This is a genomic window from Pseudomonas sp. ADAK18 (assembly GCF_012935695.1).
GTDB lineage: Bacteria > Pseudomonadota > Gammaproteobacteria > Pseudomonadales > Pseudomonadaceae > Aquipseudomonas.
Genome location: NZ_CP052859.1, coordinates 3,767,283 through 3,790,178, shown reverse-complemented (window position 1 = coordinate 3,790,178; position 22,896 = coordinate 3,767,283). Strand labels below are relative to the sequence as shown.

The window sequence follows — 22,896 nt, the reverse complement described above, 5'->3', positions numbered from 1 at the left end:
TTAATGAGTGCAGAGTTGAAAGGTCGCGTTGCTATCGTTACTGGCGCTGGAGCAGGTTTGGGCCGTGCTCATGCCCATTTCTTGGCTCATCAGGGCGCTCGGGTCATTGTAAATGATGTGGGAGTTGCGGCTCAAATAGTTGCCGATGAAATTAACGCGAAAGGTGGCGACGCTATCGCTTTCTTAGGCTCGGTCACCGATGAGGCGAAGATCGCCGAGATGGTTTCACTCACGGTGGAACGATGGGGCAGCATTGATATTTTAATTTGCAATGCGGGCATTTTGCGTGACCGTTCGTTTTCAAAAATGACGTTGGATGACTTCAAGACTGTTCTTGATGTTCATTTAATGGGAAGTGTTGTTTGTACAAAAGCGGTATGGGATGTGATGCGTAAGCAGAACTATGGACGCATCGTATTTACAACGTCGTCTTCCGGACTGTACGGGAACTTTGGTCAAGCCAATTATGGTGCAGCGAAAATGGCGCTGGTGGGTTTGATGCAAACTCTGGCCCTGGAGGGTGTAAAGAACAATATTCTAGTCAACTGTCTCGCTCCTACCGCTTTGACATCAATGACCGACGGCCTTCTAGGTCCGCAAGCAAAGCGCGTGCTCAAGCCGGAGGCGGTCAGCGCCGTTCTTCTCTCTCTCGTACACAATAATGCGCCTACTAAAACAATCGTATGTGCGGGTGGAGGCAATGTCGCCCGCGCCTATATAACACTGACACCGGGTGTTTACGTAGGTAACTCCGAAGACGCAGCTGATGGGGTAATCGCCAATTGGGCCGAGATCGGTGATCGCGAAAACCAGTTCGTCCCGGAGTCAGGTTTAGAGCAGTCGCAGCAAGAGCTAATTGCGGCATTCCGCCCAAGAATTGTGTGAAGAAAAGGATAATTTTTATGCGCGAAGCCGTCATTGTGTCGACCGCTCGAACTCCAATCGGTAAGGCCTATCGAGGCGCTTTCAACGCAACGCCTTCTGCGACCTTGGCAGGGCATGCGATCAAGCACGCTGTGTTAAGAGCCGGTATTGAGGGTGGGGAAGTAGAAGACGTCATTATGGGATGTTCATTGCAACAGGGCGTTTCAGGCTTGAATATTGGTCGTCTTGCTTCCCTCAGGGCAGGTTTGCCAGTTCAAGTTTCCGGAATGTCTATTGATCGTCAGTGTGGTTCTGGCCTTATGGCGATCGCGACTGCTGCAAAACAGATTATTGTTGACGGAGTTACGATAGCAGTTGCCGGCGGTGTCGAGTCCATCTCCATGGTACAAAATGAACATCTGCGAATAGAACCAGATATGGAGCTTTTTGCGATAAAAAAGACCGTGTACATGCAGATGGTCGAGACTGCGGATATCGTTGCCAGGCGGTATGGTATTAGCAGAGATGAATGCGATGAGTACGCTCTTCTATCGCAAATACGGACTTCGGCAGCTCAGAAAAGTAATTTATTTGACGACGAGATTGTGCCCTTCACCTCCATGATGGCGTACCGAGACATTGAGACGGGCGATGTGTCCTACAAGGAAGTCTTTCTTCAGAGAGACGAAGGCAATCGACCCAACACTACGTTGGAAAGTCTCCAGGGGCTCTACCCTGTTAGCGGACCGGGGAAGAACGTTACTGCCGGAAATGCAAGCCAGCTCTCGGACGGGGCTAGCGCACTTGTACTGATGGAGAGACTCGAGGCTGAGCGCAGAGGCCTACAGCCGTTGGGGCGTTATGTGGGAATGGCAGTCGCTGGGTTGGAACCCGATGAGATGGGAATAGGGCCCGTTTTTGCCATACCAAAGCTATTGAGCCTCAACGGTTTGAAGATGGATGACATCGGCTTGTGGGAGCTTAATGAAGCATTCGCAGTACAAGTGTTGTATTGCCGCGAAAGACTAGGTATTCCGGCAGATAAACTTAATGTTAATGGAGGCGCTATTTCAATTGGCCATCCGTACGGAATGTCGGGCGCAAGAATGACCGGCCATGCATTGATTGAAGGGCATCGTCGTGGTGTTAAATACGCGGTAGTTACAATGTGTATTGGCGGTGGCATGGGAGCGGCTGGTTTGTTCGAGATTTTTTAGCAGTTGCGTATGGCGTGTATATAGGGCGCTATCGCAGGTTGTTTTGTTTGGGGTTTATATGCTGAAGCAAAATAATAAGCTTAAACGAGTAAGTCTTTTCCTTTACTTTGCGCGCATTTTTTTAGGCTGGAAATGGAAAGTCATTCGCGATTCGGGCAGTGTTTCTGGGCTCGTTGCGAATCGCCAGTATCCGAGTGCCGCGGAAATACCCTCACAGCTACGTTCAACGTGCGTTGTGGACGAGTGGGAGTTTGACGGGCAAAAAGTGCTTACGCTCACGCCCAAGTACTCGCATGTCAGGAGCGGGCGTATTATCTACTTGCACGGAGGTGCGTATATATATCCATTGAGAAAATCTCATTGGGATATTATAGCGGCGCTCATTGATGTTACTGGATTCAGTGTTACCGTGCCGTTTTATGCCCTTGCGCCCGAAAATGACGCTCGTAGGGGAACATCGTTAATTGATAATGTTTATGAGAGAGTGTTAGCGAAATGGCCTGGCGAGCGCATTATTGTCGCGGGCGATAGTGCGGGTGGAAATTTTGCGTTAACGCTTGCCATAAGACGGCGTGATGCTGGGCTTGCATTGCCTGACAGACTTATCCTATTTTCGCCTTGGCTGGATCTTGGTCTAAGGGACGAGCGCGTTTATGCGTTAGAGGATAAGGATATTATGTTGAGGGTCGATGCATTGCGAGAGTGCGGTAAATGGTGGGCAGGGTCTGAAGATCCATCCTCTGCGCATATGAGTCCTTTATATGCGCATCTTTCAGGGTTGCCGCCCATTAGCCTGTTTCAGGGGGATCACGATATATTTGTGATTGATGCACGGACGTTTTCTGCAAAAGCGACTTTTGCCGGTGTGGAATTAGTGTATGAAGAGTACCCCGGTGCTTTTCATGTTTTCGTGGCCGCTACCTTTACACGAGAAGCAAAACACGCGTTTCAGAGCATCGCAGCTTCCGTTAAAACAATGCGCGGCGTTCAGTTATAAACAAACATACCTCCATCTAAATTTCTGATGGAATTGAGATGGTTTAATCTTCGTATGTGATGGCACTGTCGTAGTCTATGTTTACTTAGCATTGGCTATTGTGCCTTCACTGCGGAGGAGGCGATTTGATTCGACTAATCCTTAAAAAAAAGCTCTGTCATGCGTTATTGATTATCGCCATGGTAGTTAACGTATCAGCCTGGGCGGGTGAGCCCGATACTGTAAGGCCTATTATGGGTTTAACCGGGCCGTCTTCCCTGCCAGAAGACGCTGATTTGACGGATCTTGGACAACAGCTTGACCTCATCCGTCAGAGCGTACCCCTCAGTACCAGCGACGAAACCCTTGCGGAGTTTCGACGAGGCGCTATACAGGTGCAGGAAAAGGCCGAAACGCTGTTTAAGGTACTTTCTGTCGAAATCGAACGGCTTGATGATCAACTGAAAGTGCTGGGCGAAGCGCAGCCTGAGGAAGCGCCTAGTATTAAGGTCCAGCGTGATGCCTTAACCCAGCGAAAGAATAGTTTGCTAGGTAATGGGCGCGAGGCCAAACAACTGGGTCAGATGAGCAGGGAACTCGCTGAACAGATCGTCAACTTGCGACGCAATTTGTTCAATTCCCAGGTCACCTCGCGTGCAAATTCGCCTCTTAGCCCTTCGTTTTGGTCAATCTTGATTCGTCCCACGGATGAAGATCTCAAGCGGCTCGATAGTTTGAAGGATCAGACCCTTATAGCCCTGCAGAGTGCCGTTATTGCTGAGCGCCGCTGGGCCTTGTTCGGCGTTCTACTAGCGGCTGTAGTCATCTGGAGCGTAGGCAGACGTTTGCTTGAACATGTGCTTACCTGGGCGATGATCAGGTGGTTGCCCGAGGGACGACTGCGGCGCAGTACACTCGCGTTGGCTATTGGTTTGTCGTCCATCCTGACTGTAATGGGGGCCGTCTCACTGGTGCATTGGGGAGTGGAAAGCAATGTCGTTTTAGGCGACACGTTAGCCCGTTTGTTGGACAGCCTCGTTACGGTGGCAACCTTCTGCGCGTTTATTGCGGGCTTGGGGCGCGCCTTGCTGATGTTGCCGCGACCTTCTTGGCGACTGGCGGCCATTCCGGATGAGATAGCCTCTGCTCTAGGGCCGTTTCCAGCGACTCTCGCGGCGGCGCTTATGGTCATGGCCACCGAAGAACGAATAAACAATGTCACGGGCACCAGTTTGGCGTTGACTGTAGCGCTCAATGGCTTGACGGCGCTCAGCACGGCGTTGATCTTCGCCGCTGCGCTCCTGCGTTTACGTTATGTACGCAAAACGCACAAGTTGAAACCCCATAGCGGGCTGGCAAGTATTTTGCCTTTTGTTACTTGCGTTTGGATCGTCGCTATTGTCCTGACGTTACTGACAGGGTACCTATCGCTGGCGTACTTCCTTACGATCAAACTGCTGTGGATCAGTGTTGTGGCGGGCACGGCTTTTATACTCATGGCCTTTTTTAGCGACATTTGCGAAATGCTTCTCTCACCTAAGCAGCCTAGTGGACTGGCGCTAGCCGGCGCGCTCGGCCTATCGCAGCGGCATCAAGCCCAGGCTAGCACTGTGCTTGCTGGTGTCGGCCGTACCGTGTTGCTGCTCACTGCCATCATGGCTGCACTGCTACCCGCTGGAGCCAGCCCAAGTGACATGCTCCAGAGCGTCAGCCAATTGGAGGAGACGAGTAAAGCGCTGGGTAATTTGCACATTATCCCGCGAGATATCCTTGTTGCGCTGGTGACCATCGTTGCTGGTTTATTTGCTGTGCAGACGTTGAAACGCTGGCTGAGTGAGAGGTTACTGCCGGAGACCAACATGGACGCCGGCATGCGTTCATCGCTGGTGACACTGGTGGGGTACATCGGCTTTGTCTTGTTGGCGCTATTGGTGATGTCCACCCTCCAAATCAATCTAACGAGCCTGACCTGGGTGGTCAGTGCGTTATCGGTGGGTATTGGCTTTGGCTTGCAGGCGATTGTGCAAAACTTCATTTCGGGGTTGATTCTGTTAACCGAGCGACCCGTTAAGGTTGGCGATTGGGTCAGTCTGGCGGGGGTTGAAGGGGATATTCGCCGAATCAATGTGCGAGCTACCGAGATTCAGATGTCCGATCGTTCGACGGTGATCGTACCGAACTCGCAGTTTATTTCGCAAAACGTGCGCAATGTAACTATGGGTAATGCTCTAGGTGTAGTCGGTATCACCCTGACCTTACCGCTAGACACCGATGTATTGAAAGTTCGCGAGCTGTTCATGCAAACCTTTACCGAGCACGAGGTGATTCTTGACACCCCAGCGCCTTCCGTCACGTTCAAGGATCTGGCCAAAGAGGGTCTTATTATCGGAGTCAGTGGCTACGTTAATAGCCCGCGTTCGGTGTCCGCTACCCGCAGCGATTTACTGTTCAACCTACTTGCCCGTCTTCAAGATATGGGTATTGGATTGTCTTCACCCCAAAGTATGGTGCTGGTCCAGGGAGACGTTCGTCAATTGACGCCTGAAGCTTTGGCGCAACCTCAGTGAGGAGTACCCCCCGGTGTCAGGATAGTTGTCGCCGCTGGTGTAGCTGCCTATCCTGGCGTGTCGAGGCATACCCTCTATGCGTGAGCAAATTTAAGGAAGGGCGGCAGCAAGACTATGATCAGCACGCTGAGCTGTGTCCTCTTCGAGCGAAAATCCAAATGGGTATTCAGTACTGACAACGCTGACTAAGCGTTTCGCCTTAACTTTAGGCTGCTCGCTTGCAGCAGCTCCTGCGTGTAGGAGTGTTGTGGATTGTCGAATATCGACTGCGCCGCACCTTGCTCCACCACTTTGCCGTCCTTGATCACAATTATGTCGTGGGCCAGGGCGTGGACCACTGCCAGGTCGTGGCTGATAAAAAGGTAGGTGAGCCCGTGCCGGGCTTGCAATTCGCGCAGCAAGTCGACCACTTGTTTCTGCACGGTGCGGTCGAGTGCCGAGGTGGGTTCATCCAGCAGGATCAACGCCGGCTCCATGATCAACGCGCGAGCAATGGAGATGCGCTGGCGCTGGCCGCCGGAGAACTCATGCGGGTAACGGTGGCGGCTTTGCGGGTCCAGCCCTACTTCTTGTAACACGCGAATCACCGCGTCCTCACACTCTTGCGCTGTGCCGATACGATGGGCCCGCAACCCTTCGGCGATGATCTGCTGCACCGACATGCGCGGGCTCAAGCTGCCAAACGGGTCCTGAAAGACCACCTGCATTTGTCGCCGCAGCGGGCGAAGAAGGTTTTGATTGAGCAGGCTGAGGTGTTTGTTGCCAAAGCGAATCTCACCTTCGGAGTCCACCAGCCGCAAAATTGCTTGGCCAAGGGTCGATTTGCCCGAACCGGACTCGCCGACAATGCCCAGGGTCTTGCCTTTTTTCAGCTCGAAGCTGACCCCGTCCACGGCCTTGATGAAGTGCCGCTCGCGGCTGAACAGCGGTGTTGGCAAGGGAAACCAGACCTTTAGGTTATCGACTTCCAGCAGGGTGTGATGATAGTCGCAGGGCACTGGGCAACCGTTAGGCTCGGCGTCGATCAGTTTACGGCTGTAAGGGTGTTGCGGTGCGCTGAACAGCGCTTCGCAACTGGCTCGCTCGACGATCTCGCCGTTACGCATCACGCACACATGCTGGGCGATTTTGCGCACCAGGTTGAGGTCGTGGCTGATCAGCAGCAGAGACATGCCCAGGCGTTGTTGCAGTTCTATCAGCAGTTCGAGGATTTTTTGCTGCACCGTCACATCCAGCGCCGTGGTTGGTTCATCGGCGATCAGCAGTTCTGGTTCGTTGGCCAGGGCCATGGCGATCATCACCCGTTGTCGCTGGCCACCGGAGAGTTGATGGGGGTAGGCGTTCAGGCGTTTGTGCGGTTCACGAATGCCTACCAGCTTGAGCAATTCCAGGGTGCGCTCGTGGGCGGCACGTTTTTTCAGGCCTTTGTGGATGATCAGTACTTCGCTGATTTGCTTTTGCACGGTGTGCAGTGGGTTGAGAGAGGTCATCGGTTCTTGAAAGATCATCGCGATGCGGTTGCCGCGCAGGCTGCGCAATTGGCTTTCACTGGCGTTGACTAGGTCGATGCCGTCGTAGCGGATACTGCCTTGGGTCTGCACGTCCTTACCGGGCAGCAGGCGCAGGATCGAGTGCGCGGTCACAGACTTGCCCGAGCCCGACTCGCCGACTAGGGCCAGGCACTCGCCACGGCGAACATCCAGGTTGACCCCGTGCACCACTTCCTTACCGGCAAAGCTCACGCGCAGGTCGCGTATTTCTATCAGTGTGTTGGTCATTTCAACTCCGGGGATCAAAAGCATCACGGCAGGCTTCGCCGATAAACACCAGCAACGACAAAATCAACGCCAGGGCGCAGAACGCCGTCAGGCCCAGCCACGGTGCTTGTAGGTTGCGCTTGGCCTGGCCGATCAACTCGCCCAGCGAGGCGGTGCCCGGTGGCATGCCGAAGCCGAGGAAGTCCAGGGCGGTGAGGGTGGAAATCGCTCCGGTCAAGATGAAGGGCAGGTACGTCAGGGTCGAGGTCATGGCGTTGGGCAGGATGTGCCGGCGCATCAGGGCGCCGTTGGTGAGGCCCAGTGCCCTTGCGGCCTTGACGTATTCCAGGCTGCGCCCGCGCAGGAACTCGGCACGCACCACGTCCACCAGCGCCAGCCAGCTGAACAGCGCCATGATGCCCAGCAACCACCAGAAACTCGGCGCTACAAACCCCGACAGAATGATCAACAGGTACAGCACCGGCAGCCCGGCCCACACCTCTTGCACGCGCTGGCCGATCAGGTCCACCAGCCCGCCGTAAAAGCCCTGCAAGGCCCCGGCGGTAATCCCCACCAGGGCGCTGAAGGCGGTGAGGATCAAGGCAAACAGGATCGAAATCCGTGCGCCGAAAATCACCCGTGCCAACACGTCCCGTGCTTGCTCGTCAGTGCCCAGCCAGTTCTGGGAGGTAGGTGGGCTGGGCGCAGGTTCAGCCAGGTCGTAGTTGATCGTGTCGTAGCTGAACGGGATGGGCGCAAAGAGCATCCAGCCGCCTTGGCCGGTGATCAGTTGGCGCACGTAGTCGCTGCTGTAGTCGGGTTCAAAGGGCAGTTCGCCGCTAAAGTCGGTCTCGGTGTATTCGGCTACTATCGGAAAGTACCAATGGTCTTTGTAGTGAATCGCCAGGGGCTTGTCATTGGCGATCAGTTCACCGCCCAGGCACAGCACGAACAGGCCGACAAACAACCACAACGACCACCAGCCACGGCGGTTGGCCCGGAAGTGGGCAAGGCGTCGACGGCCCAGGGGAGACAGGGTAAACATCAGGCAGTCCTCGCCGAGAAGTCGATACGGGGGTCGAGCAGGGTGTAGCAGAGGTCGCCGATCAGCTTGATCAGCAGGCCGAACAGGGTGAATAGAAACAGCGTGCCGAACACCACCGGGTAGTCCCGCGACACCGCCGCTTCGTAGCTCATGCGCCCGATGCCGTCGAGGTTGAAGATGGTCTCGATCAGCAGGGAGCCGGCAAAGAACACCTCGATCAGCGTCTGGGGAATCCCGGCCACCACCAGCAACATCGCGTTGCGTAGCACATGGCCGTACAACACCCGCTGTTCGGTGAGGCCTTTGGCCCGCGCCGTCACTACGTACTGGCGGCTTATTTCGTTGAGGAAGCTGTTTTTAGTGAGAATGGTCAGGGTGGCAAAACCGCCGATCACCAGGGCGCTGACCGGTAGCACCATGTGCCACAGGTAGTCGCCGATCTTGCCGAAAAAGCCCAGGCTGGCGAAGTCATCCGAGATCAGCCCCTGGATCGGGAACCAACTCACATAACTGCCACCGGCGAGTACCACAATCAGCAAAATGGCAAACAGAAACGCCGGCATGGCATAGCCGATGATGATGGCGGTGCTGGTCCACATATCGAAGGTGCTGCCGTTGTGGATCGCCTTGCGAATGCCCAGCGGGATCGACACCAGGTAGGTGATCAGGGTGGCCCACAACCCCAGGGAAATCGTCACCGGCAGCTTTTGCAGGATCAGGTCGGTGACCTTGGAGCCGCGAAAGAAACTGCTGCCGAAATCCAGCTGCGCATAGTTCTTGAGCATCAGCCACAAGCGCTCATGCATGGGTTTGTCGAAGCCGTAATGCTTGGTGATCTCTTCGATCAGCGCCGGGTCCAGGCCGCGACTGCTGCGGCTGGCGCCAGCGTTGGCGGCGGACATTTCACCGCCGCCCCCCCCCACGGACGCCCCGCTGAAACCCTGCAAGCGTGCAATGGCCTGATCCACCGGGCCACCGGGGGCGGCCTGCACGATCAGGAAGTTCACCACCAGGATGCACAGCAGGGTGGGGATAATCAGGAGTAAACGTCGACTGGTGTAATGCCACATCTCAATGACCCTCTGGCGGTGTGTCGGCTTTGTTGAGCGCGTCAGTGGTCAGCGCGGTCTTACTGACTTCCCACCAGCTGTCCAGGCCTTCGTCAAACTTGGGCTCCAGGGTCGGGCGGCCGAAACGGTTCAGGTACACCGTAGGGGTGCCCACCGAGTAGTAGTTGGGGATCATGTAGTAGCCCCATTGCAGCACCCGGTCGAGGGCGCGGGCGTAGTGCACCATCTCGTCGCGGCTGTTGGCCTGCACCAGTCCGTCGATCAGGCTGTCGACGGCCGGATCGCGCAGTACAAAGGAGTTGGAGGAACCGACCTGGGTGGCACTGCGTGAACCGTACATGTCGTACATCTCGCGACCTGGCGACACGATGGGTTGGCCGCCACGGGGGAACTGCACCACGATCATGTCGTAGTCGCGGGCGTTGACCCGGTTGATGTATTGCGCCGAGTCGATCTTGCGAATGTTCATGTTGATGCCGATCTGCGCTAGGGTGCGTTTGAACGGCAGGATCATGCGGTCAAAGCCGCCTTGCCCATCGAGGAAGGTAAAGCTCATTTGCTGGCCTTGGTCGTTGACCAGCTTGTTGCCTTTGGGGTGCCAGCCGGCGGCCTTGAGCAACGCCAGCGCTTGCAATTGCTTGTCGCGGATATAGCCGCTGCCGTCGGTCTTGGGCGCCTCGTACACCTGGGTGAACACCTCGTCCGGGACCTTGCCGCGCAAGGGTTCAAGAATCTCCAGCTCGCGGGCATCGGGCAGTGCATTGGCGGCCATTTCGCTTTTCGGAAAGTAGCTCTGCTGACGCACATAGAAATTGCGCATCATCTGTTTGTTGGTCCACTCAAAATCCCACAGCATGCTCAGCGCCTGGCGCACCCGGCGGTCCTGGAAAAACGGGTTGAGCAAGTTGAAGGCAAAGCCCTGGGCTGTGCCGGGTTTGTCCTTGGCGAATACGCCGCGTTGTAGACGCCCGTCACTGAGGGCCGGGCCGTCATAGCCGATGCTGAAACCTGTGGCCGAAAATTCGCGGTTGTAGTCAAACGCGCCAGCCTTGATCAACTGACGGGCCACGTCGGAGTCGCTGTAGAAATTCACGGTCAAGCGGTCGAAGTTGTACAGGCCCTTGCTCGCGGGCAAGTCTTTGGCCCACCAGTTCTTGTTGCGCTCGAAACTGATGCTGCGCCCTGGGTCGACCTGGCTGACCGAATATGGGCCGCTGCCCAGGGGCGGTTCGAAGCCGCCGCCTGTGGTGAAGTCACGGGTCTTCCACCAGTGCTCGGGGAGAATGCGCATACTGGCCAGGTCCAGGGCCAATGTGCGGTTCTGATTGTTCTTGAAGTCGAAGCGGATCTGCAGCGGGTTTTCCACCACCGCCGCCTTGACCTCGCCATAGAGCATGCGAAAGCTCAGGCTGCCTTTGGTCATCAGTGTGCTGTAGGTGAAGGCCACGTCCAGGGCGGTGATCGGCGTGTTGTCGGCAAAGCGCGCCTTGGGGTTCAGGTAGAACCTCACCCACAGGCCGTCGGGGTCGCGCTCCATCTTCTGCGCGATCAGGCCATAGACCGTGTAGGGCTCGTCCAGAGCGCGAAACGCCAGGGGTGAGTACACCCATTGATCGACCTGGACCACACCGGTGCCTTGGTCAATGTACGGCACGATGTAATTGAATTGACCGATTTCCATCGCCGACCGGCTCAGGGAGCCGCCTTTGGGGGCGTTCGGGTTGGTGTAATCGAAGTGCTGGAAATTGGCCGGGTATTTGGGCGCCTCGCCGTAGACCGTCATGGCCTGGCTGGGCGCGGCGTTCACGGCCAGGCACATGCACGACAGCACAGGCACCAGCAATGAACGAAGCAGGGGCAGTAATAACGAAGACATAATGAGATTTCCTTGTACCGCGCGTTGAACCATCGAGTGCTTGGAAAAGTCCCCATCGCCTGGCGTGTCAAAAGGCCGTGGGGGGCGCGATCTTGCAATTGCACCGGCAGGAGCGGACCCCCGCCGGTGATCACTCAGAAGTGGTAAGTCGCACGGGCAAAGAATGTACGGCCCATCGGGTCGCTGTAACGTGGGTCATAGCCGTTCTGGAAGTTGTAGGCTTGGTTCGAGAACGGAGGGTTGCGGTCAAACATGTTTTTAATCCCCATATCTAGGTCCACGGTTTTGTCGAAGGTGTACCCACCTGACAGGTCCCATAGGGTGTAAGACGCAACACGGGAATGGGTTTCAGGATCAGCGTCGTCGTAGCCGCTGGTGAAGCGGTTGACCAGCGAGGCACGGTAGGCGCCCAGGTTCCAGGTACCGCTCAACACGTGTTTCCACCGCGCGATCATGCCGTCGCCTTCAAACGCGCCCACGTTGTCGGTGTAGCTACCGCCAATGGTCGTCTGGTAGTCATATCGCGACACGTAAGTGCCTTGCAGACCCAGGCCGAATTGACCATAGGGGGTGTTCGGGAACTTGTAGTCCAGTGACACGTCGACACCGCTGGTTTTGACCGCACCCAGGTTAGCGAGGCCGGTTTGTACGTAGTTGAGTGAGCCATCGGCATTGCGGATGAAGCGGTCTGCGTAAGCACTAGGGTCGTCAAAGACGGTGGATTCCGGGAACTCAGCGATCTGGTTGGCGATATGAATCCACCAGAAATCCAGACCCATCGAGAGATTACGGACGGGTTGATAGACGAAGCCAACAGTCACGTTGCGCGCTTTTTCAGGTGACAGCGCAGTGTTGCCCCCAGTACGGTTATGAAACTGTTGACCGCAATCGCGACCGGCGTTACCGCCAGCCTGCACCGTCCCGCCGGTACAGAGGTTCGGGTCGTTGTAGTAACCCTGGGTGAAGGTGGTGTATTGCGGGTTGTACAGCTCGTACAGCGATGGGGCGCGGAAGCCTTCGCTGTACGCGCCACGCACCACCAGCTCTTTGACAGGCTGGTAGCGGAAAGAGTATTTCGGGTTGGTGGTGCTGCCGAAGTCGCTGTATTTGTCGTGACGCACGGCGGCCGACAACTCCAGGCTATCGAGTACCGGTACGTTCAGTTCGGTGTACACGGCCTTGACGGTACGATCACCCTCGACGCTGCCGTTTGGGTCTACGCCCAAGCTGGAAATGTCCCCAGCGAAGGCTTCGTAGCTTTGATGGAATTTCTCCTGACGAAACTCGCCACCAATCGCAAGGCCCGAAGGCCCAGCACCAAACCAGTCTCCGACTTCGCGGCTCATCCGGCCATCAAGCCCGGTGACTCGGCCCACTGAAGAGGAGTACTGGCCATGGTACTGGTTGGCGTCAATCAGCGCCTGGCCTGCAGCGCTCTGGGGACCAAACGGGTTGATGATGCCGTCGGCGATGCCATTGATCATGGCTGCGTCGCTGACATAACCGCCGGTGACGCTGGAAATCACCTTGTTCTGGTTGTACGAGGCGCCAACGTTGTAATCCCAGCCCTTGGCTACACCGTCAAAGCTCAGCACCAGACGCTGGCTGGTGTTCTGGTCTTTGGCTTGACGGCCTCCGGCTGCCGTTTCTCGCCAGTTGAGGTCGATGGGTTGGGTCGAGTCGAACGAGGCGCTGGTTGACCCAGGGGTGATGCCATTGCCAGGAAAGTACGGCGACGTTGAGCCCATAGTTAGGCCGGTCAAGGGCGCGGGAGCCACGGCTGTCGCGTTGTTGTTGCGGGCCCAGAAGTACTCTAGGTTGACGTTGTCCTCATCGGTGATCTTGCCAGTGGCCTTGCCGAAGAATGAGGTTTTTTCGGTTTCGGGCAGCAAGTCGATGTAGTTGCGCGTATCGAAGCGGCATACGCCCTGGCGCGACACCAGGTTCGGTCCGTTGCAGTTGCCGGCCGACAGCGGGTTGGTGGTGACGCCGCCCTGGCTGTAGTTGGCCGGGTATGATGTGCCCGAGGTCTGGTCCAGGCCACGGCCCGGGGCGTAGTTGGTGGAGAAGGTACGGTCCTTGCCATGGAGGGCGTTCTGCTTGTTGTAGCCCATCACCGCCATCAGGTTGAAGCGGTCCTGCTCCAGGTCGCCAAAGCCCCAACTGGCGCTCAAGTCCTTGCTGTCGCCGCCGCCGCTGGCATCAGCGCCTTCTCCACCCAGGGACAGGGTGCCGTCGGTCATTGATTTTTTGGTGATGAAGTTGATCACCCCGCCGATCGCATCAGTGCCGTACAAAGCCGATGCTCCGTCGCGCAACACTTCAACTCGGTCAATGGCAGCGAAAGGGATGGTGTTCAGGTCAACCGCCGAGCCGTCGATAGCGTTGTTACCCAAGCGGCGGCCGTTGAGCAGTACCAGGGTTTTGTTCGCGCCGATGCCGCGCATGTCGGCAAAACTGGAGCCACCGGTGGCGGCGCCGACGGAGCTGGCCGAGTTGCGCAACGACTGGTTGCCTGTGACCCGCTGCATGATTTCAGCGGTGGTGGTCACTCCCTCATTACGCAACTGATCGGTGCGCAGAATTGTGATCGGCACGGAGGTTTCGGCGTCGACCCGGCGAATCGCCGAGCCGGTCACTTCCACGCGATCCAATTGCGTGGTGGTGGACACTGGAGCGGTTGCTGCTGCGTCGCTACTCACGGTGGCCGAGTCTTCCGAAACCGTGGCTTCGGCTGCCTGCAATTGACCTGCGCCCATCCCCATGGCCATCAGGTACAACGGTACAAAGCGGTGCCGCCGAACACTGGCAACGAGCGGTTTGAGGGTGAGACCTGAACTTTTCATTTGCATGGTTATTTCCGACTTTTTAGACGTTTATTGGAATGGTCTTGTGGACCTTCATGACTCCGTTTGGGCTGTGTCGACCCGTGGCAAAACACTTTCTTCAAGTAAGCCGTTCCCCTGCCGGGGCCAAACAGCCTTGGTATGGCTTGGTACAGCTCGGTTACGGAGGTCCTGCGGGCGCGGCTGTATGCGCTCCCGCAGGGGGCGTTGAGTTGAGCGCTACCTCGCGGTCATCACCGAGATCTTGGTGATGCCGGAGCGCTCAATGGAGGCCATCGCCTTGGCGACCTGGCCGTAATTGACCCCGGCGTCGGCCTGTAGCTGAACCCGCACTTCCGGGTCCTGGGCCTTGACGTCCTGCAGGCTTTTTTCCAGCTGATCGGGGGCCACTTCGTTCTTGGCCAGGAAAAACTTGCCGTCCTGGTCGACGCTGACCACCACCGGATCTTTCTTTTTCTCGGTGGCGACCGCATCGGTCTTGGGCAGGTTGATCTTGATGGCGTTGGTCATCATCGGCGTGGTCACGATGAAGACCACTAGCAGTACCAGCATCACGTCCACCAGAGGGGTGACGTTCATTTCGCTAAGCACTTCGTCGCTGTCTTGGGTTGAGAAAGACATCAGCTTGCCTCCCGTACTGGTGAGCGTTTGCTGGAGATAGCCTGGCGGTCGATGGCGAAGGCGCTGCGTTGGGCGAGGGCGTCGAAGTCATGAGCGAAGTCGTCCATGTTGGCGCTGGCCAGCTTCAAGCGCCGCAGGAAGAAGTTGTAGATCAGAACTGCCGGTACGGCGACGGCGATGCCTACACCGGTGGCGATCAGGGCATGGCCGATGGGGCCTGCGACGGTTTCCAGGCTGGCCGAGCCGGTGGCGCCGATGGTTTGCAGGGCTTCCATGATCCCCCAGACCGTACCGAACAGGCCGATAAACGGCGCGGTGCTGCCGATACTGGCGAGTATGGCCTGGCCGCTCTCCAGGACGCGTCGTTCTTTCTGGATCTGCTGGCGCAGGTTACGTTCCAGGCGGTCCGAACGGTTGATGGTATGGGCCAGTTGCTGGGTGGTGCGCGGCGTATCATCGACAATCATCGCTTCAAAACCACTGTTAGCGATGCGTGCGAGAGAACCGGGGTATTGGCTGGCGTGTTCGGCGGCGGTCAATAGGTCTGGGGCGTCCCAGAAGGCCTTGGTGAACTGGTTGTTCTGGGATTTCTGACGCAGGTATTGCGACGACTTGATGAGCAACAAAGCCCAACTTACCACCGAAAACAGCACCAAGGCCCAAAGTACCCCTGGGACAATCATGGAAGACAGAGACTCGTTCATGGCTATACCTCGCACTGCAATTAAATAACGTGGTTAAAGATCAAGGTCGGCACCCGCTGGGTTTATTCCGGCAACTTGAAACCGATGGTTTGTGTGGCAAACCCTTCAATAGGGGTGTCCCCGCGTTTGGCCGGGACGAACTTCCAGTTGCGTACCGCTTCCACAGCGGCGTCATCCAGGACTTGTTTGCCACTGGACTTGATGACTTCCACGGAGCCGGCGCGGCCGTTGGGCAGCACTTTAATCCGCAGGCCCACTGAGCCTTCCCAGTTGCGGCGCAAGGCCAGCGACGGGTATTCCGGTGGTGGGTTGCCCAGGCTGGCCAGCCCGGAGACCGCTGCCGTTTCCTTGACCGGTCCAGGCGCTGCTGCAGGCGCCGCAGGTGTCGGTGTGACAGGGGCTGCAGGCACAAGGGGAGCCGGTGGCGCGGGCTTGGGCGGTTGCGGCTTTTGCACCGGCTTGGGCTTGACTGCAGGCTTGGGTTTTTCAATGGGCTTGGGTTTCTCCACAGGCTTGGGTGGCGGCTCCTTCACCGCATCTTCATCTTCCTGGGGGGAGGTCGGTTCGGGCGGCGGTGGAGGTGGCTCCTCTACCGGCGGTGCCGGGCTGGTGAGTTCGACGGTCATTTCCGGGATCTCGGGCGGCGTCACCACTGGGGTCGCCTTGGGTTGCTGGAAAATCCACCAGGCACCGGCGTGCAACAGCGCAACCACGCCGATCAATAACAGCATTTGCGGTTTGCTCAGCCCGACCGGCTGCGAAGCGTTGGGCACATGTGGAATACGGGTCCACTGCTGCACACGCTCAGCGCCGAGTAGAGAGGTGGGCCGCTCTATGTGTTTTACCTCGTCACTCATTAAGAGTCCCCCGACTAAATAAAGGGCAATAACGCTCCGTTCGCGCCTGCACGCAGCGACGAGAGCTATGTATTCAACGGCTATTGCAGTGGAACCATTAAAAAGTGATGGCTCACTCGAGAAACGGCACTAGCCGCTCAGGTTTGGAATAATCATTGGATCTCCTTATCGTTATCGGGGCGCCTCAAGTCGGCGATGTACAAAGTTTGTTACTGTATGCACAGCAACCTCTATGCCAACCTAATCGATTCAACCGCTGGTAGACGCTTCTTCATAATTGACCTGCCATTACTTGCCGCATAATCGGCAGTAAAAAGTTGTTGTATTAATTACATTGCTTGTAATCGCGGCGTTACAGGAGGTGTTCGTGTTTTATAATTACCTATGTTGTCCGACAATTCGGTTGTGTTGAACGGCACTAATAACTTCGTGCACCAAACTAACTTCACATTGCCTGTTATTAGTGCGGCGCTTAAATGTGCGTGTTATAAGGTCAACGTCAGGCTCTCCAATAGAGCGCCCGGGATCGTATGGCTGCCCAAGTGCCGGCGTTCGTAGGTATCGGAGTCGATGCATAGCGCCTGTTCGCGGGTCAGCGCCAGCAGGTGAGTGCCGAGAATGTCGTAGACCGAGTCATCAAAACGCATGGTTTCAATGGGGCCGACAATCCGCCCGTTTTCGACCCAAAAGGTGGCGAAACGGGTCATGCCTGTCAGGCGCCCTGCGCCCACATCCGAGTAGTTCAAGTACCACAGATTACTGATGTATAAGCCGGTGCCCAGTTCGCGCAACACCTCCTCGGTGGCCAGTTCGCCAGGGTCCATGACCAGTGAATGTGGGGTTTCCGCTTCCCCGGCGTCATTGGTCTGTAAACCGTATTCGGCGCCCGAGCGCGAATTGATCAATTGTCCTACGAGTTTGCCTGCCCCAATCAGTTCCACGTCCTGGGACGGCACGCCGTTATGCCCGAAACCGGGCTCGAAACCTGTGGATGCCTGTTGGCGTATGCTGACCAGAGGGGACAGCTGTTGCTTGCCCAGTTGCAACAGTTGCAGCGGGCTTTGGCGGGTGGCAAATGCCTTGGCCGAAAAACCGCTGTAACTGAGCATGCTCAGTACTTCATCCAATGCGGCGGGGGCCAGGTAGGCGCGGTATTGACCCGGCTTGAGGTTGACGCGTGGTTTGCCTAGGTGTTCCAGTTGCTCGCGGGCGTTGTGGAACAACTCCTTCAGTTCCACCACGTCCCATTGCGCCGAGCCATAAGTGGTCTTGACCGCTTCACCGCTGGTGTCGAACAGGCTCCAGTCAAATACGGTATTGGCGCACTGATGCCAGCCATGGGCGCCCCAACTGCTGGCGAATCCACGATATAGCTTGCCGCCGGCATAGATGCCGACCATGTCCAGGCCTTGGCTCAAGTCGCAGATGGAGTCGATCACGTTTTGCATCTCAGGCACGCGGCCCGGCACCTGGTGCTCGGATGTCCAGTCGAGGGTGTTAAGCACTAAATATGGGTCAGCGGGCAACACATCCAGCAGGCCACGCAACTGTTGCAGTGTGTCCCCCAGTTGCACGGTATCGTGTTCAAACGCGCCGCTGAGGTTGATGCGTGCGCTGGAGTGGCGTTGGTTACGGATTAAACGAACGGTCAATTCCATTTGCAGGACGGGGTAGGCCTGGCGCACCTTGCCGTGATTGAAGCGCACGAACTGGCTGTCTTCGGCCTCGTATCTCAGGGTGAAATGTTCGTCGGCGCGCAGCTGGCGTTTAAGCCATTGTTCCAGCGCCTTGAATTCGCTGGCGAATAGACAAACGTTCATCAGATCTGACCTCCGAACACATCAATACGGCTGAACACACATGCCGGGGACGCATGGCCCACGGTGACAGCCTGGTTGGGTTCACCCTTGCCGCAGTTGGGGGTGCCCATCACGCTGGACGTCGAGGCATCGCCTACGGCGCGCAAATTGCGCCAAAACTGCGATGAAATCCCGCGATAGTTCGGGTTCTTGACTACACCTCCGAGCTCGCCGTTTTCGATCAACTGCCCCCATTCGCAGCCGAACTGGAACTTGTTGCGCGCATCGTCGATCGACCACGAGCGGTTGGTGGCCATTAAAATGCCGTGCTCGATCCCGCCAATCAGTTGCCGCATCGACTGATCGCCCGGCTCGATGTTCAAGTTGGCCATGCGGTCAATCGGTGCGCGGTTCCAGTTGCAGGCACGGCTATTGGCAACGCCCGGCATTTCACTGCGGGCCTGGGACAAGGCACCGCCCATGGGGCGTTGCAGGATGCCTTGTTCGATCAGAAAGTGTTTTTCGGCCTTCAAGCCTTCATCGTCGTGGCCGTAGCTGGCCAGTTCGCCGCTGACGCTGGGGTCGAAACTGACATTAAGCAGCTCGGAGCCATACTGGTAATGGCCAAACATGTCCGGTGTGATGAAGCTGGTGCCAGCATAGTTGCGCTCATCCCCGAGGATGCGATCCAGCTCAAGGGGGTGACCGATGGATTCGTGGATTTGCAGGATCATTTGGTCTGGCATCAACAGCACGTCCCGTGTGCCTTCCGGGGTGTTGGGCGCCAGCAGCAGTTGCAAGGCCTCATCCGCCACACGCCGGGCCTCGTCGATAAAACCGGATTCGGTGATCAGGCTCGCGCCGCCTTGCCTGGCAAGCTGATAGGTGCGGTGCTGGCTTTCATGGCCATCAAACGCGGTCACCGCGAGCGCCGGAAACAGTTGTTGCTGGCTGCGCTGAATGTCGTTGCCCTGATTATCCAGGTACAGCTGTTGTTCATGCATCACCTGCAGGCTGCTTGACCAATGCACCAGGCGCGGGTCAGCGGGCACCCGCTGTGAGGTTTCCATCAGTAGCGCCAGCCAGTCAGCGGTCTCGGGAAATGGCAGGTCCAGTTCGGGGGAGAGGTAATGGGCCTGGGTGGGCGGGTTTTGTGCGCGGCTGTAATTCAACAGGCCGCGACCGCGTAATGCTCTGGCGGTTTGGCTGGCACGGTCAAGGGCGTAGCGTAATCCGGATTGGGTAATATCGCTGGTGGCGGCGAAACCTTGCTGGCCATCAACTTGCACACAGATCATTACCCCACATTCATTACTGATAGAGGGCGGCGCAATAATGTTACGTGTCACAACCAGCGATTGAGACTGTTGTTCAACGAGGCGTAATGAAATAAATGCCGGAGAATAGCAACACTGCTGCATAAATCGCCGGAGTGACAATTGGGCGGTACTTATCAATGTACTGTCCTTCTTCAGTTCAAGATCACCCGGGATAAGGGTGGTCTCACAAGTTAATGAACAGGGGTAATGTTCATCGAGTTCGGATAGCTCTCATCTATTAATTACGAGGTGCCACGGAGTGTATTTCTATTAAGTGACCTGTAAGTCATGATTTAACGTGTCGGTTTCACTTAACGAACCGTCCGACTGGTGTTGCCACAAACGGTAATAGAGGCCTTTTAGTTCAAGTAACTGCTGGTGCCTGCCATCTTCGACAATCAACCCTTTGTCCAGCACCACAACGCGGTCAAGATGCGCGATGGTCGACAAACGATGCGCCACAACCAATACGGTCTTGTCCGCCATGATGTCGTCGAGGCTGTTTTGAATCAGGCTTTCGGTTTCCGAGTCGAGGCTGGCGGTGGCTTCGTCGAGTACCAGGATCGGCGCGTTCTTGAGCAAAGCGCGGGCAATTGCAATGCGTTGGCGTTGGCCACCGGACAACTTGACCCCCCGCTCGCCGATCAAGGCATCATAACCATCCTGCATATTCAGGATAAATTCATGAGCGTGGGCGCGCCTGGCCGCTTCCACAATTTGCGCTTCGCTGGCCTTTACGTCGCCATAGCCGATGTTTTCTCGCAGGGAGCGGTGGAACAGTCCAGGCTCCTGGGGGATCAGGCCGATCTGGTTGTGCAGCGATTGCTGGGTCATGTCCTTAATATCGGTGCCGTCGATTTCCACCTTGCCGGTTTGCGGGTCGTACGAGCGCAACAGCAGGTTGAGCAGGGTCGACTTGCCCGAGCCGGAAAGCCCGACGATGCCGACCCGCTGGCCAGGGCGAATGTTCAGGTTGAAGTGTTGGAAAATCGGCTTGTCAGCGCTGTAGGCGAAACCCACATCATGAAACTGAATCGAGCCTTTATGGATGTTGGCGGGCAGGGCGCTGGTCCGATCTGGCATTTCGTGGGGTGGCAGCAAAGTGTCGAGGCTGTTTTCGATATTGCCGATGTACTCGAAAAAATGCATGAACTGCATGCTCAGGAAGCTGCACTGGGCGACGATCATCAGCCCCAGCGTGGCCACCATCGCGAACTGTCCTACATCTATCTGGCCCACATGCCACAAGAACAGCGCCAGGGCGACTAGGCCCACGCGCAGCACAATCGACAGGCTGTCCTGAAGCAGGCGGATCTTCTCCTGATAGAAGAACGAACGTTGCGCTGCCTGTTTTTCCTGGTTCTGGTAGCGAGTCAGATAGTCGAGCTCAAAGTCCTGGCGGGCGAACAGCCGGATGCTGGTCAGGTTGCTCACCGCGTCGACGATCTTGCCGGTGGTGACGCTGCGGGCTTGGGCATGTTCGGCAGCCAGCACCTGGGCCTTGCGCGAAAGTAAAAACGCCAGCAGCGTGTAGGCCACGATCCATACCAACAGGCCCAGGCCCAACCAGGGGGACGCAACTGTGAGCAACGCCAGGCTAGTCAGCAGCACCACCAGGATCGGCAGCATCTCCACCACCAGCGCCCAGGTGATTTCTAGCAAGCCTATGCTGCCCTCACCGATGCGATGGGCCAGACTGCCGGCAAAATGCTCACCGAAATAACGCGCCGAATGGCGCTGCAAGTAGGCGAACAGCTCACGGATGATGCGAATTTTTTGCTGCGGCCGAACCATGATCATGCACAACGTCGCGCCACGTGCGCATAGCATCTGGGCCACGGCCAACCCGAACAGCAACCCGAGAGCTGGCAGGCTGGCTTGCACAAGATCGGCATGCGCCCAGGCGCCCTCGCTGACTGCACCGGTGATACGGCCGATCGCGTAAGGCATCAGCGTGGCGAACAGCGCGGCGCCGATCTGCAGCACGGCAATTGCCCAATACCAGCGTGGGTAAAGCCGTATGTAATGCCATACAAAGGCCCAGGGCCGATTGGGTGGAACGGTTATAGAATCAACGTCTGACATGAATGGCCTTTTTTTCAAAGCAAAGCAATCCGTATCGGCTACGCGAAAAATCGCGACCGAGTGAGGGCACTCAAAGGGCACATGCGTCTATCCAGCGCCGCTGCAAACGCAGGACGCGACGACGCAGCTCAGGCTACGTATCGATGCTGGGAGGGAGACTTATGGTGCAGGAGGACAAACACGGGGTAAGCGCAAGATGCGAAACTTGGGGGGGGCTTTGCTGCATGCGTACATCAGACATCGTTCTTATTCCCTTAAACAGCCGATCATTGACATGACTTTTGGTCAGTCTTCGCACTAAAGATGGACGACGTTAGTGTCCGTGCCTGCAATTGGTACGGGTTACGCACCTTCAAAGCTGTAATTCCAGCCGGGTAATTGCCAGCAAGGACTTACAAGAAAAAATCGTGCCAATCTGTGTTCAGGTCTGTTAATAAATGTGGCGGAGATTGATCGATCCTTATATTTGAAGAATGTGAATCGATACTGACACCCTTAAGTCATACTAGGCTTGCTTGTCGCTATTTCTTCTCGGGACGAAAGACTGCCTTCGGTCGATGGTTTTGAAAAAATGGTCGTGGTTTCCATCGCTAGAAAGCATGCGCCTGTCATTGAGAGTATGGGTCTCGGCAAAAAAAATATTGGCTCCTAACTTCACGTAATAGTGAGCCAAAATATAACGTTAGCTGATCAGTATTTTAGCGTTTTTGATTTAACCAAATGACAATATTTCGCATTATTAAACTCAAAACGACAGTTCATTATGAGGTGATCAAACTCATTGAGTTAAAAATAGCAACTATGCTGAAGCGCAGTCAGAGTTGTTGTCTCGTCGGCTGCCAACGCTTATAGGTATACCAAAGTCTCTTAAGCATGGTAGGCCCTACCTAGACAACAGCGCCACCCCGAATGGCACCGGTACAGTGCAATGCATAATCAATACGGACTGTTGTTTTATGTAACTGGGAATAAAACTTTCTAGTCTCCGTGCACAATCTCCACCTTGTGTGATTGAGCATCGAGATACGATGTCTTCACGATTTTCTATCGAGAACATCTTTTTTGGTGCAACATCAATCTATTCTGGCGTTGTGTGAATTTGCCAGCATCATTTGATTAGGCTATGCGCGTACAAAATATATTAAAAGCCTTTAAATTGAAACTCATTGTTTCGAATTTGGAACGGTAGCCCGAGTTGGCATGCAGGACGTACGAAAAGTAAAGTTGAAGGAAGTCGCAGATCATCCGATACGAGCTTATATCAAAAACTAACCTTATGATTTTTTTGGGGAA

Annotated in this window: 15 protein-coding genes; 4 read left to right on the top strand and 11 right to left on the bottom strand. The window is 56.1% G+C overall.

Features of this window, described 5'->3' with window-relative positions; genetic code table 11:
- The first annotated feature begins 3 nt into the window (after nucleotides 1–3).
- The 4 genes from HKK55_RS16985 to HKK55_RS16970 all read left to right on the top strand — a co-directional run bounded on the left by HKK55_RS16985 (nucleotide 4) and on the right by HKK55_RS16970 (nucleotide 5,624).
- Nucleotides 4–885, top strand: a complete 882-nt coding sequence (locus tag HKK55_RS16985; protein WP_169355741.1) for an SDR family NAD(P)-dependent oxidoreductase — start codon at nucleotides 4–6, stop codon at nucleotides 883–885.
- Between the two features lie 17 nt (nucleotides 886–902).
- Nucleotides 903–2,081 (top strand): acetyl-CoA C-acyltransferase, encoded by a 1,179-nt coding sequence (locus HKK55_RS16980; protein WP_169355740.1) that lies wholly within the window; start codon nucleotides 903–905, stop codon nucleotides 2,079–2,081.
- A gap of 58 nt (nucleotides 2,082–2,139) precedes the next feature.
- Nucleotides 2,140–3,078 carry an alpha/beta hydrolase gene (locus HKK55_RS16975; protein ID WP_169355739.1) on the top strand — a complete coding sequence of 313 codons (939 nt, stop codon included), beginning with the start codon at nucleotides 2,140–2,142 and terminating at the stop codon, nucleotides 3,076–3,078.
- Between the two features lie 179 nt (nucleotides 3,079–3,257).
- Nucleotides 3,258–5,624, top strand: a complete 2,367-nt coding sequence (locus HKK55_RS16970; protein ID WP_169357889.1) for a DUF3772 domain-containing protein — start codon at nucleotides 3,258–3,260, stop codon at nucleotides 5,622–5,624.
- 185 nt (nucleotides 5,625–5,809) lie between these two features.
- Here the strand turns inward: HKK55_RS16970 and HKK55_RS16965 are convergent, their stop codons facing one another.
- The 11 genes from HKK55_RS16965 to HKK55_RS16915 all read right to left on the bottom strand — a co-directional run bounded on the left by HKK55_RS16965 (nucleotide 5,810) and on the right by HKK55_RS16915 (nucleotide 21,603).
- Nucleotides 5,810–7,402 carry an ABC transporter ATP-binding protein gene (locus tag HKK55_RS16965; RefSeq protein WP_169355738.1) on the bottom strand — a complete coding sequence of 531 codons (1,593 nt, stop codon included), beginning with the start codon at nucleotides 7,400–7,402 and terminating at the stop codon, nucleotides 5,810–5,812.
- 1 nt (nucleotide 7,403) lies between these two features.
- Nucleotides 7,404–8,426, bottom strand: a complete 1,023-nt coding sequence (locus HKK55_RS16960) for an ABC transporter permease (protein ID WP_169355737.1) — start codon at nucleotides 8,424–8,426, stop codon at nucleotides 7,404–7,406.
- Complete coding sequence (locus HKK55_RS16955; RefSeq protein ID WP_169355736.1) at nucleotides 8,426–9,496, bottom strand: microcin C ABC transporter permease YejB; 1,071 nt, start codon at nucleotides 9,494–9,496, stop codon at nucleotides 8,426–8,428. The genes HKK55_RS16960 and HKK55_RS16955 overlap by 1 nt, the downstream gene beginning before the upstream one ends.
- A gap of 1 nt (nucleotide 9,497) precedes the next feature.
- A complete protein-coding gene (locus HKK55_RS16950; protein ID WP_237151375.1) occupies nucleotides 9,498–11,315 on the bottom strand; it encodes an extracellular solute-binding protein in 1,818 nt (605 codons plus the stop codon).
- A gap of 191 nt (nucleotides 11,316–11,506) precedes the next feature.
- Nucleotides 11,507–14,224, bottom strand: coding sequence for a TonB-dependent receptor (locus HKK55_RS16945; protein ID WP_169355734.1), 2,718 nt, complete (start codon nucleotides 14,222–14,224; stop codon nucleotides 11,507–11,509).
- A 213-nt stretch (nucleotides 14,225–14,437) separates the two neighbouring features.
- A complete protein-coding gene (locus tag HKK55_RS16940; RefSeq protein WP_169355733.1) occupies nucleotides 14,438–14,839 on the bottom strand; it encodes a biopolymer transporter ExbD in 402 nt (133 codons plus the stop codon).
- Complete coding sequence (locus tag HKK55_RS16935; protein ID WP_178128852.1) at nucleotides 14,839–15,543, bottom strand: MotA/TolQ/ExbB proton channel family protein; 705 nt, start codon at nucleotides 15,541–15,543, stop codon at nucleotides 14,839–14,841. The genes HKK55_RS16940 and HKK55_RS16935 overlap by 1 nt, the downstream gene beginning before the upstream one ends.
- Before the next feature lie 62 nt (nucleotides 15,544–15,605).
- Nucleotides 15,606–16,400: an energy transducer TonB gene (locus tag HKK55_RS16930; protein WP_169355732.1), complete on the bottom strand. Its 795-nt coding sequence runs from the start codon at nucleotides 16,398–16,400 to the stop codon at nucleotides 15,606–15,608.
- 485 nt (nucleotides 16,401–16,885) lie between these two features.
- A complete protein-coding gene (locus tag HKK55_RS16925) occupies nucleotides 16,886–18,220 on the bottom strand; it encodes a TldD/PmbA family protein (protein ID WP_169355731.1) in 1,335 nt (444 codons plus the stop codon).
- The gene (locus HKK55_RS16920) at nucleotides 18,220–19,620 is read right to left on the bottom strand and encodes a TldD/PmbA family protein (RefSeq protein ID WP_169355730.1); all 1,401 of its coding nucleotides are present in this window, start codon (nucleotides 19,618–19,620) and stop codon (nucleotides 18,220–18,222) included. The genes HKK55_RS16925 and HKK55_RS16920 overlap by 1 nt, the downstream gene beginning before the upstream one ends.
- A 168-nt stretch (nucleotides 19,621–19,788) precedes the next feature.
- A complete protein-coding gene (locus HKK55_RS16915; protein WP_169355729.1) occupies nucleotides 19,789–21,603 on the bottom strand; it encodes an ABC transporter ATP-binding protein in 1,815 nt (604 codons plus the stop codon).
- Nucleotides 21,604–22,896 lie beyond the last annotated feature (1,293 nt).

What these genes read in the sequence shown, in the direction of transcription:
- HKK55_RS16950 (WP_237151375.1), bottom strand. Translation starts at nt 11,315, where the DNA reads ATGTGCCTGGCCGTGAACGCCGCGCCCAGCCAGGCCATGACGGTCTAC.
- HKK55_RS16970 (WP_169357889.1), top strand. Translation starts at nt 3,258, where the DNA reads ATGGTAGTTAACGTATCAGCCTGGGCGGGTGAGCCCGATACTGTAAGG.
- HKK55_RS16980 (WP_169355740.1), top strand. Translation starts at nt 903, where the DNA reads ATGCGCGAAGCCGTCATTGTGTCGACCGCTCGAACTCCAATCGGTAAG.
- HKK55_RS16960 (WP_169355737.1), bottom strand. Translation starts at nt 8,426, where the DNA reads ATGTTTACCCTGTCTCCCCTGGGCCGTCGACGCCTTGCCCACTTCCGG.
- HKK55_RS16925 (WP_169355731.1), bottom strand. Translation starts at nt 18,220, where the DNA reads ATGAACGTTTGTCTATTCGCCAGCGAATTCAAGGCGCTGGAACAATGG.
- HKK55_RS16965 (WP_169355738.1), bottom strand. Translation starts at nt 7,402, where the DNA reads ATGACCAACACACTGATAGAAATACGCGACCTGCGCGTGAGCTTTGCC.
- HKK55_RS16920 (WP_169355730.1), bottom strand. Translation starts at nt 19,620, where the DNA reads ATGCAGCAGTGTTGCTATTCTCCGGCATTTATTTCATTACGCCTCGTT.
- HKK55_RS16985 (WP_169355741.1), top strand. Translation starts at nt 4, where the DNA reads ATGAGTGCAGAGTTGAAAGGTCGCGTTGCTATCGTTACTGGCGCTGGA.
- HKK55_RS16955 (WP_169355736.1), bottom strand. Translation starts at nt 9,496, where the DNA reads ATGTGGCATTACACCAGTCGACGTTTACTCCTGATTATCCCCACCCTG.
- HKK55_RS16930 (WP_169355732.1), bottom strand. Translation starts at nt 16,400, where the DNA reads ATGAGTGACGAGGTAAAACACATAGAGCGGCCCACCTCTCTACTCGGC.
- HKK55_RS16940 (WP_169355733.1), bottom strand. Translation starts at nt 14,839, where the DNA reads ATGTCTTTCTCAACCCAAGACAGCGACGAAGTGCTTAGCGAAATGAAC.
- HKK55_RS16975 (WP_169355739.1), top strand. Translation starts at nt 2,140, where the DNA reads ATGCTGAAGCAAAATAATAAGCTTAAACGAGTAAGTCTTTTCCTTTAC.
- HKK55_RS16945 (WP_169355734.1), bottom strand. Translation starts at nt 14,224, where the DNA reads ATGCAAATGAAAAGTTCAGGTCTCACCCTCAAACCGCTCGTTGCCAGT.
- HKK55_RS16935 (WP_178128852.1), bottom strand. Translation starts at nt 15,543, where the DNA reads ATGAACGAGTCTCTGTCTTCCATGATTGTCCCAGGGGTACTTTGGGCC.
- HKK55_RS16915 (WP_169355729.1), bottom strand. Translation starts at nt 21,603, where the DNA reads ATGTCAGACGTTGATTCTATAACCGTTCCACCCAATCGGCCCTGGGCC.